Origin of the sequence: Streptomyces sp. B1866 (assembly GCF_031932565.1) — a bacterium.
Taxonomy (GTDB): domain Bacteria; phylum Actinomycetota; class Actinomycetes; order Streptomycetales; family Streptomycetaceae; genus Streptomyces.
Genome location: NZ_JAVSCF010000231.1, coordinates 1 through 10,168 on the forward strand (window position 1 = coordinate 1; position 10,168 = coordinate 10,168).

8 protein-coding genes are annotated in these 10,168 nt (G+C 66.2%); 3 read left to right on the forward strand and 5 right to left on the reverse strand.

The genetic code is table 11. The features are described 5' to 3' along the window. Together RKE29_RS23755 and RKE29_RS23760 are read right to left on the reverse strand one after the other, a co-directional pair. On the reverse strand, positions 1 to 327 hold a 327-nt coding region (locus tag RKE29_RS23755), incomplete at its 3' end, for an AMP-binding protein (RefSeq protein ID WP_312007628.1). Positions 328 to 405: 78 nt separating this feature from the next. Then, a complete protein-coding gene (locus RKE29_RS23760) occupies positions 406 to 1,584 on the reverse strand; it encodes an acyl-CoA dehydrogenase family protein (RefSeq protein WP_312007629.1) in 1,179 nt (392 codons plus the stop codon). Between the two features lie 78 nt (positions 1,585 to 1,662). Between RKE29_RS23760 and RKE29_RS23765 the strand changes: the two genes are divergently transcribed. Further along, on the forward strand, positions 1,663 to 2,931 hold the full coding sequence (locus RKE29_RS23765; protein ID WP_312007630.1) for an MFS transporter: 1,269 nt from the start codon (positions 1,663 to 1,665) through the stop codon (positions 2,929 to 2,931). Between the two features lie 42 nt (positions 2,932 to 2,973). Here the strand turns inward: RKE29_RS23765 and RKE29_RS23770 are convergent, their stop codons facing one another. From RKE29_RS23770 to aepX, 3 genes are read right to left on the reverse strand one after another with little or no spacing between them, the layout of a single operon-like run. After that, the gene (locus RKE29_RS23770; protein ID WP_312007631.1) at positions 2,974 to 4,062 is read right to left on the reverse strand and encodes a 2-aminoethylphosphonate aminotransferase; all 1,089 of its coding nucleotides are present in this window, start codon (positions 4,060 to 4,062) and stop codon (positions 2,974 to 2,976) included. Further along, complete coding sequence (aepY, locus tag RKE29_RS23775; RefSeq protein WP_312007633.1) at positions 4,059 to 5,213, reverse strand: phosphonopyruvate decarboxylase; 1,155 nt, start codon at positions 5,211 to 5,213, stop codon at positions 4,059 to 4,061. Before aepY ends, RKE29_RS23770 begins: the two co-directional genes overlap by 4 nt. 9 nt (positions 5,214 to 5,222) lie before the next feature. Then, entirely contained in the window at positions 5,223 to 6,908 is a 1,686-nt protein-coding gene (gene aepX / locus RKE29_RS23780; RefSeq protein WP_312007635.1) for a phosphoenolpyruvate mutase, read from the reverse strand. 110 nt (positions 6,909 to 7,018) lie between these two features. Between aepX and RKE29_RS23785 the strand changes: the two genes are divergently transcribed. Then, the gene (locus RKE29_RS23785; RefSeq protein ID WP_312007636.1) at positions 7,019 to 8,320 is read left to right on the forward strand and encodes a cupin domain-containing protein; all 1,302 of its coding nucleotides are present in this window, start codon (positions 7,019 to 7,021) and stop codon (positions 8,318 to 8,320) included. 166 nt (positions 8,321 to 8,486) lie between these two features. Then, the gene (locus RKE29_RS23790) at positions 8,487 to 10,064 is read left to right on the forward strand and encodes a radical SAM protein (RefSeq protein ID WP_312007637.1); all 1,578 of its coding nucleotides are present in this window, start codon (positions 8,487 to 8,489) and stop codon (positions 10,062 to 10,064) included. Positions 10,065 to 10,168: the final 104 nt, after the last annotated feature.

Below are 10,168 nucleotides of genomic sequence, written 5' to 3' on the forward strand. Positions count from 1 at the left end.
GGAAGTGATCTTCGTTGAGAAAACCTCGATGACCGCCGCTGTTCGTTCGGCCGGCCAGCGCAGGTCGAGCCCGGCGTAGGCCGCCCCGCACCGGAGAATTCCCAATTGCACCGCGATGAGCTGGGCGGACCGCGGGAGAAGCAGTGGAATGACGGTGCCGGGACCGACTCCGCGCTCGGCCAGTTCCGCCGCGTAGGTGTCCGCGGCGGCGTCCAGGGTCGCATAGCTGATGCGTCGCCCTGCGGAGGTGATGGCGGTCGCCTGGGGTCGCCGCCTGGCGTGGGCGGCGAATGCGCCGTGAATGGTTGGTTCGCATGTGAGGCTCACTGTGGCGTTTCTCCCGCTGCGAAAATGACTCCTGGAACAGCCCACATCTGTACTGGGGAGGGAATGCGGACGGCAGCGCTAATTCGCGTGGTAGCCGTCCAGGTGGGACAGGGCGTACAGCATGACCTCGTCGGTGCCGCCGCCGATCGACCATGCGGGGCTGTCCCGGAAGTACCGGGCGGTCCACGACTCCTCCATGTAGCCGATGCCGCCGTGGAACTGCAAACAGACCGCCGAGATCTCGCGGGCCAGGCGGCCTGCCTCCAGTTTCCCGATGGTCGCGAACCGGCTCGCGTCCTCACCGCGGATGTACGCCTCCGCGGCCGCGTAGGTGTAGTGCCGCAGCATGTCCAGCCGCGCACTCAGCTCGGCCAGCGTGAAGCTGATGTACTGCTTGTCGATCAGGGGCTTGCCGAAAGCCTGGCGGGTCTTCAGGTAGTTCACGGTCCGTGTTAGGGCTGTCTCCATGCCGCCGACCGCGGCGTAACAGCAGACCAGGCGCTCGTTCTGGAACTGGCTCATCTGCTGGTAGAAGCCGAGACCTATCTCGCCGATCGTGTTGCTGACCGGAACCCGTACGTCGGTGAAGGACAACTCGGCGGTGTCGGAAGAGCGCATGCCGAGCTTGTCGAGCTTGCGGTGGACTTGGAATCCGGGTGTGTTCGCCGGGACGACGATCTGCGAGAAGCTGCCGTAGCCGGGCTCGTCGGACGTGCGGGCCAGCAGACAGATCCAGTCGGCCTGCGTGCCGTTGGTGATGTACAGTTTGGAGCCGTTGATCACCCAGTCGTCGGCGTCGCGCGTCGCGCGGGTGCGCAGGGCGGCCACGTCGGAGCCGGCATCGGGCTCGGTCACCGCGACCGAGCAGACCGCCTCGCCCGTGGTCGCCGGGATCAGGTACTTCCGCTTGAGTTCCGTGCTGCCGAAATGGTGCAGCGCCGGGGTCGCCATGTCCGTCTGGACTCCGATGCCCAAGGCCACGCCACCGGGGGCGACACGACCAAGTTCCTCGTGCAGGATCACCGTGTAGAGGTGGTCCGCGCCCTGGCCGCCGTATCGCTCGTCATACTCCACGCCGAGCAGACCGAGCCGGCCCATCTTGGAGAACAGTTGGTGCGCGGGGAATATCCCATTCGCTTCCCATTCATCCCCGTGCGGCCCGATTTCCTTCTCGGCAAAGTCCCGGACCAGCTGACGAAAGGCGCTGTGCTCAGCGGTGAAGGCGACCATGGCGACTACGGTGACTTCGCTCGACATAATTGTCAAGTGTCTGCAATGATGGCCTCATCGTAATCGGCCGGCATGGCGGATTGGGGAATCTGGTACGATAATTCAATGCCTAATTCTGCAATCGCCGCAAAATGGCTCCGCGTCGTACTTCCACCCGTCGGGCCATTACGCAGGTATGCACTCGTTTCTTTCGTTGATGCGACGGGGACCGGTATGTTTCTGACGGTCAGCGTGCTGTTCTTCACCCGCATCGTTGGGCTTGGGGCGGGCGCGGTGGCCTCGGGACTGTCGCTGGCGGGCTTGGCGGCGATGATCGCCGCGGTACCGCTCGGCTCGCTGGGCGACCGCTTTGGGTACAGGCGCATCTGGGTGCTCCTCACGGCCGTCCAAGCGGTCGTGTTCGCGGTCTACCCGTTCGTGCGCACCTTCCCGGAGTTCGTGACGCTCGCTGTCATCGCCGCGCTCGCGGAAGTGGGAGGGTCGCCGATCCGGGGTGCCTACCTGTCCCGGATGGCAGGGCAGGAGCAGCGAGTTCGCGCCCGGGCCTACAACCAGGCCGTCGTCAACGGCGGCATCGCCGTCGGTGCCCTGGCCGCCGGGATAGCGCTGGGCGTGGGCACCCGCGCCGCGTACGTCTCGCTGATGCTGGCCGACGCCGCGTCGTTCGCCATCGCGGCCGTGATCCTGCTGACGATGCCTGCGGCGTCGGCGGCCCGGTCGGCGCCCTCCCCGCGGTCGCGGGCCGGCCGCCCGCGATCGGTGCTGCGCGACCTGCGGTACCTCACGGTCTGCGTGTTGAACGGGCTGCTGATGACCTACGCCGCCATCCTCACCGTGGCGCTGCCGTTGTGGATTGTGCGCCACACGCACGCGCCGACTTGGACCGTCGCCGGCACATTCCTGGTCAACACCTTCCTCGTGGTGACGCTTCAGGTGCGCGCGAGCCGTGGCACGGACACGGTACGGGGAGCCGCCCGGGGAGTGCTGAAGTCGGGCGCGCTGTTGCTGGTCGCCTGCCTGGTGCTCGCCAGTACCGGAGCGTTGCCCGCGCTCGGCGCGGTCGTTGTCCTCGGCATCGGATGCGTGTTGCTCACTCTGGCGGAGATGCTCCAGTCGGCGGGGGGCTGGGGGTTGTCCTATGAACTCGCCCCTGAGGACCGCCAGGGCGAGTATCTTGGAGCGTTCGCGATGGGTACGCGCATCTACGACTCGCTCGGGCCGATCCTGGTCACCGTCATGATTCTCGGACTCGGCCGGCTCGGGTGGGTTCTGCTCGGCGTCCTGTACGCGGGCCTCGCGTTCGGCCTGTCGGCCGCCGCTCACTGGGCCCGCCGCGCGCGCTCGGTATCGGTCGAGGACGCCGTTCACACGTGAGGAAGGTGACGGCACACCTCCGTGTGCCGTCGGCCCGGTACCTCAGCCCCAACGGCGGCCGGCCGGGAAGAGGGTGGAGAACGCGTCGAGCAGGCGGTTCAGGTCCTCCTCGGTGATGTCGCCCATCACGGAGATCCGAAAGACACGCCCCGACAGCCCGCCTTGGCCGGCGTAGACGATGAAGCCGTCCTGCTTGAGCCGGTCGTGCACCACTTCGTAGTCGTGTCCCGGCGGCAGCCTGAAGGACTGCAGCACACAGGAGGACTCGCAGTCCGGTAGCAGCGGTTCGACGCCGAGGGCCAGCAGGACCTCACGGATGCGCGCTGTGCGGTACCGGAACAACGCCTGCCGGCCGCTCCGGCCGCCTTCCTCGAAGAACTCGTCTAGGGCTTCATCGAGCGCGTAGAACGTCTGCACCGACTGGGTGAAGGGCGTGGCCCGCCGGTCCTGCTGAGCGAGGTAGGCGTGCAGATCGAGATAGACCGTACGGCTCGGTGCGGTGGCCGGCACCGCGCGACGGACCAGGACGAAGGCGCTGCCGGGTACGCCATGCAGGCACTTGTTCGCTGTGGCGGCGCAACCGTCGAGATGCCAACCGTCGAAGTCCAGCGTCTCGGCACCGAAGCTGCTGACACCGTCGAGCAGCAGCCGCGCACCGTGAGCCGCTGCGAGCTTCGACATCCCGGCGATGTCATTGAGCCGCCCGGTCGTGGTCTCGTGATGGACCACGGCGACGTGGGTGAAGGCGCCGTCGCCGAGCGCTCGTTGCACGGCGGACAGATCGATGGCGTCGGACCACCGGGCGGCGACCCGCTCATGGGCGATGCCGTGGGCGCGGGCGATTTGTGACATGCGCTCGCCGTACACGCCGTTCTCGACGATCAGCACGCGGCCATCCGCTGGTACCAGGCTGGTGAGCATGGCCTCGACCGCGGCTGTGCCGGAGCCGGTGAGCAGCACCGCCGCCCAGTCCGTCGGGTCGAGGGCGTAGACATCGAGCAGTTTGCGGCGCAGGCCGTCCTGGAGCGCGCCGAATTCGGGCTCGCGATGACACAGATCGGGCCGGGACATCGCTTCGCGCACGCGCCGCGAGAGCGTCACCGGGCCGGGATTGAGCAGTACCGTCTTCACTGGGCACCTCCAATGCGGTCCATCAGTCGGTCGAGTACGTCGGGCGGCCGGAGCGCCGGCCGGGGGAGTGCGCCACGGGTGCCGGTACGGATCTTCATATGCGCGAAGTACGGACCGTCGTAGTCCGGAGTGCGCAGGAACATCCGCAACTCCGTGGCCGAGTCCGTGCGCAGCACCCGGCGGTAGCCGCAGGCCGCGGCAACGCCGGCGAGATCGATCCGGGAACTGACGGTCGCCTGCGCGCCCGTCGAGTCGTGCGCTTCGTTGTCGAGTACCACATGCAGCAGGTTCTTCGGCAGGTACCCACCGATCGTCGCGAGATTTCCCATGCGCATCAGAGCGGCTCCGTCGCCGTCGGCCACGACCACGCGCAGGTCCGGCCGGGCCAGCGCCAGGCCGAGACCCAGAGACGAGGCGCACCCCATGGAGCCGACCATGTACAGGTGGTTCGGCCGGTCCGCGATCGCGTACAGCTCACGGCCGGTGTAGCCGGTAGTGGCCACGACGACGGTGCGGGCCTCGTCGCTGGTGGCGACGATCGCCTCCAGCGCCGCCTGCCGTGAGCCGCGTTCCGCCGCGGTCAGCACATGACCGCGGCCTTCGACGGGCACGGGCATCGGCGGCAGAGCGGTCGCCGCCGGCGCCGGCGGATGGGGTGCGCAACTGCCCTTCTCCAGTATCAGAGCGCACGCCTGGCGCTCTGCGGCGTGGTGATCGGCCTCGTCCAGTACCGCGGAAATCGCTGCCGGATCGCTGGGAAATCGCGTCCAGGGAATGTGCACCGTGTCCAGCAACGGACCGGTGACGCGTCCCATCAGGTCGTGCTGCGGCTCGTCGTCGACTCCCGGCGCGCCGCGATGCGTGCAGATCAGGAGCACCGGGATGCGGAAGGTGTGCAGCAGCGAGGTCAGCGGATTGAGGGCGTTGCCGAGACCGGAGTTCTGCATCATCGCGACGCCGCGATGCCCTGCGATCCAGGTGCCGGCGGCGATGGCGACCGCATCGCCCTCGTTCGCCGCCGACACGTAGCCGATGACGTCGTCGCCAATGACGTAGTTGATGAACGGGGTCAGGAACGAGCACGGGACCCCGGCGTACCAGTCGTAGCCCCGGGCGAGGGCGTCGAGGACGAAGTCGCGAGCCTGGATCATGAGGCTCCTTCACGACTGGCCGGCGGTGAACCGGCCCGCCTGCTCCAGATCGGCGAGTGAGTTCACATCGAGCCAGTGCCCGTGGATGTACATGACGCGCACCGGGTGTCCCTCGGCGACGATGTGGTTGAGGAGGTCGCCCAGCGTGAGCCGGTCGAAGTCGGGGCGCGTGCCGAGCGTGTCGAGACCCTGCTCGATCCAGACGCGCCCGTCACCCTGGGCCCGCACCATGCCGATCCAACGTCCGTCGGGCCGCCCGCCGTTGCGGCATTCGTCGCCAGCGATGCGCCTCAGCAGGACGTGCTGCCCCCAGAGCGAACGGTTGTCGGGGGAGGAGCAGTACGCGTCGTCGCGCGCGAGGCCCGTGTCACTCTCCTGCGAATCGATGACTACCGTCAACTCGCTGTCCGACTCCATCAGTTCGCGCAGGATGTAGGAGCGGAAGAGCAGATCGCCGTAGAGGATCACCGTGTCCTCGCGGAAGGAGTGCCGTGCGCAAGCAAGCGAGGCAAGTTCACCGCTCGTGGCGTGGCCGTCGTTCAGGACCAGCTGGATGTCCTTGATGTCGACGCTGTCGGCCCGGTAACCCGCCACCACCGAGATGCCATCGATCCCCTGTTTCCGGCACAGTTCGACGAGGCGTGCGAGCAGCGGCTTCCCATTGACCGAGAGCATGGCCTTGGGACGGTCATGGGTGAGATGCGTCAGTTCGTCGCCGCGGCTCGCGGCGAGCACGACGGCTGCGGTGTTCGGCCGTGTGCCCTTCGCGTAGCGGTGCTCCGCGGCAGCCAGTTCCTCCGCACACTGGAGTCGGAAGATCTCCTTGATGCTCGCGACCCGATCCTCGACCTCCACCAGCGACTGGTCCTCGAAGATTTGCCGGGCGGTACCCTGCATCGCGTCGACAGCGCTGCGTATGAGGTGGTTCGCCCAGATCACCATGCTGACCCCGGCATCGCGGAAGATGTGCGTCGGGGTGCTGTAGTACTTGGTCGGCACGATCACCAGCGGGGCACGCCCGCCCCATTCCTTCGCGAACTCAAGGATCTGGTCGGGCTTGGACAGGGCGCTGTGAATGAGGATGGAGTCGGCACCGGCCTTGCGGTACGCCTCGGCGCGAGTGATCGCCTCACGGGTGTCCCGCCCCGCGATGTACGCCTCGACGCGCGCGACGACGCAGAAATCGTCGTCGAGCTGCGAGTCCTTCGCCGCGGCGATCTTGCCGCAAAACTCATTGATGTCCGCGAGCGGCTGCCGCTCGCCGTTGATGAAACTATTGGTCTTCGGGAACGACTTGTCCTCGATGCAGACGCCGGCGACGCCGCGCTGCTCAAGTTTACGCACCAATCGCCGGACGTTGTTGAAGTTGCCGTATCCGGTATCGCCGTCGAGAAGAATCGGTACCGAGGTCGCGTCGGACATGAATTCGACCATGTCGACGACCTGGGTCCAACTCGTCTCGTTGTTGTCACGCACCCCGAACTGTGCGGACAATGCGAGCCCGGAGGCCCAGATCCCCTTGAAGCCGGCCTCTTCCGCGATGACTGCACTGATTCCGTTGTGTGCTTCGAGAATAAATTCCAGTTCATTGGAGCGCAGCATGTGCCGCAGTTGAGCGGTTTTGCTCACCGCGTTGCCGGGGCCGACTCCAGGCCCGTTGACGACATGCTCCGCCGGAAAATACAGCGAGGACACTCCACCTCCCACTTGATCACCGCATGTTACAGAGTGGCCAATACTTCGGCAACGCTAGTTGGCTGTATGAGGATACGAACAGAAAGTCCACCGAGATGGGAGAGACCGGAATGACAGCCGATGCATCCACAGTCGACGCGTTGCGGCAGTTGTTTCCGCGCGCCAGTGAGCGTAACGCGCCGCGGACGCACTGGGCCGAAGGACGCCACCTCGTCGAGCATGGCGATCCGAAAGACCTCGAAGAGCGCATAGCCGAGCGCTTTCCCACGCCTGAGGCGCTGGCCGACTTCGCCCCTGACATGAAGGTGTCGGTGTACGGCTTCCTCGACAAGAATCGCGCCGAGGGAACCGCGGGCGCGACGGAGAACGTGCAGGACCTGCACACCTTTCCACCGACGTCGATCAGCGACGCGGTGCCGCTCTACCACTCCGGCCACACCATCGTCTGCTGGCGGATGCTGGAGCACCTGCCTGAGGCACGCCAACGGGGTGCCGACATCCTGGAGGCGCTCGGCCTGCCGCACCAACCAGTGGCGACGCGGGGGCTGTTGGACCCCTGGAGCAGCACGTGGCCGTTCGTGCTGAGCATGGTGTACACACCTGCGGGAGTCGGCTCCGGACTGGGCCTGCACTACGACCGATTCGACAGCGTCGTGGTGCACGTGCGCGGACACAAGCGCTGGCGCGTGGGCCGGCATCCGTTCCTCGAATACCCCCTCTACAACGAGGAGCTCGCCGCGCGGCTGGACTTCCCGCCCTCCCTGCCACGCATGGGCACGCAGTCGGAACTGGTGACCGATCTGGAGGTGATCGAGATGCGGCGCGGCTCGGCACTGATCATGCCCCGCGGCATCTATCACACGACGCTGGCCGATGACGAAGCCTCACTGTCCCTCGGCTACCACTTCTCACTGCCCACGTGGTCGCATGTCGTGCTGGCCGCCCTGGAGCGACGGCTCACGTGCGATCCGCGCATGCGGACCACCCCCCTCGACGCCTTCGGACCGGCCGGCCCGTCGGCCGAAGCACGGGAGGGGATGGCCTGGGCGGCCGAGCGTGCCAGGGAGGCTCTGGACGATCCCCAGAAACTGCTCGAGGAAGACCTGCTCGGCAATCTCGCCTCCCACCACCAGGCGGCCTTCCAGGTCGAACCCGATGCGTCGGCCCGGCTGCTGATCGCCGAACCGCCCGTCGTCGTCGACTACGGCGGGCAGGGCATCGATGTCGAACTGCCCGCCGCGGCCGCCGGACTCTGCGGCTGGATGCTCGCAGGCGCCCCGGACTGGTTCGGCTTTGCCGAGGCACTTGCCGCTGCCGAAAGGCAGTTGAGCCCCCGGGCCGTGTGGAACCTGCTTCAGCAGTGCGTCGAGGCCGGCCTGCTGCGACGGCGGTGGGGCAGTCCGAGCCGGTAGGTTCTGTCGACGTGGCCACTGACCGGGTGTGCAACCGCGGAAATTCCGAGGTTGCACACCCGGGTCGCTTCCTCAAGCTGATCTCCTGTGGTTGACCTGGTTGAAGCGCATATGTCAGCGTGCAGGTCCTATTGTCGCGGTATTGCAGACATCGGTGGGAGCGTGGATGGCTCAGAAAGTCGAAGTCATAGTGCAAACTCGAGGTGCGCAGCGGCACGCGCGGAAGAAACCATCGGATTTCCGCGTCCTGCTGGTTTATCCGAACATTCAGCAAGCGGCGATGATGCCTTATTCTATGGGGCTCTTCACCGCACTGCTGCGCGAACGAGGCTTCCAGGTCGATCTTTTCGACAGCACCTTCTACGCGGAGGATCTGAACTCGAACTACGTCCACTACCGGACCTTCGTGAAGCAATTCGACTGGCTCGAACGTGACGTGCATTTCCGGCGGACCAGAATGCTGGACGACTTCCGAGCCAAGGTGGCGGAGTACCAGCCGGACCTGATCGCCGTCTCCGTGGTGGAGAACACCTACTCCATCGGCCGTGCCATGATCCAGGCGCTTCCCGAGAAGGACCGAAAGATCCCCACCATCTGGGGTGGCCCCTTCGCGACCTTCGCACCCAATTTCATCCTCCGCGACAACGTGGGCGACTTCGTGTGCCGCGGCGAGGGCGAGATCGCGCTGATCGAGCTGTGCGAGCGCATGTGCGACGGCCGGTCGCTGACCGACATCCCCAACCTCTGGGTCCGAGAGGACGGCCAGCTGTACCGCAATCCGCTGGGCCCCCGGGTGGACCTCGACCACCTGCCGTTCGCCGATTACAGCCTGTTCGAGCAACAAGCGATATACCGGCCGATGGAAGGGCGGCTTTGGCGGACCATCGGCATCGAGAGCCAGCGCGGGTGCCCGTTCCAGTGCACCTACTGCAACTCCCCCGGGCAGAACCGCATTGCTTCCGCCGAACAAGGCAGCAAATTCTACCGGCGCAAGTCGCTCAACCGCACCATGGCGGAACTAGAACACCAGCACAGGCTGCACGACATCGAACTCGTCTACTGGCTCGCCGACACTTTCCTGGCACTTCCGACGCGAGACTTCGACGAACTGGTCGAGCGCTACGAGGACTATCGCATCCCGTTCTGGATGAATACCCGGTCTGAGACCATGACGGAGCACGCGGCCGACGGTCTCGAGCGGATGAACATGCTGCGCACCAGCATCGGTATCGAGCACGGGAACGCCGAGTACCGGCGGAAGATGCTCAAGCGGTTCCAGACGAACGACCAGTTACGCCGAGCCTTCGAGATCTGCTCGGGCCGCAGCTTCTCTACCACCGGCAACTGCATCATCGGCATGCCCGAGGAGACTCGCGAACTGGTCTTCGAGACGGTGGAGTTCACCCGTCGGCTGCCGGACGACATCGATACCGTGGGCTGCTTCATCTTTTCGCCCCTGCACGGCACCGAGCTGCGGAAGATCGCGGAGCAGAACGGTTACCTCGACCCCGACACCTTCTGCGACATCACGGACAACGAGGTGAGTATCCTCGACCAGCCGCAGCTCAGGCGGAGTGAAGTGATCGGGATCGCCAAGTGCTACGGCCTCTATCAGACCGCGCCGGAGTCCGACTGGGACCGGGTTCGGCTGGCGGAGCCGGACACCCCCGAGGGCAACACGGCCTACGACGAGCTGGTGCGCGAGTACCGTCCTGGTGACATAGGCGCGGCGGCCGCCAGCTGACGGCGCTGCGGTTCCAACTGCCATGACGAGAGGGCGTCCGCCGAGGCGGACGCCCTCTCGTCATCCCGGGACTTCCTGTGTCTAGATGATCAATTCCAAGGGGT

Coding starts and splice junctions, on each gene's coding strand:
- RKE29_RS23760 (WP_312007629.1), bottom strand. CDS start 1,584: ATGTCGAGCGAAGTCACCGTAGTCGCCATGGTCGCCTTCACCGCTGAG.
- RKE29_RS23765 (WP_312007630.1), top strand. CDS start 1,663: ATGCCTAATTCTGCAATCGCCGCAAAATGGCTCCGCGTCGTACTTCCA.
- aepY (WP_312007633.1), bottom strand. CDS start 5,213: ATGATCCAGGCTCGCGACTTCGTCCTCGACGCCCTCGCCCGGGGCTAC.
- RKE29_RS23785 (WP_312007636.1), top strand. CDS start 7,019: ATGACAGCCGATGCATCCACAGTCGACGCGTTGCGGCAGTTGTTTCCG.
- RKE29_RS23790 (WP_312007637.1), top strand. CDS start 8,487: ATGGCTCAGAAAGTCGAAGTCATAGTGCAAACTCGAGGTGCGCAGCGG.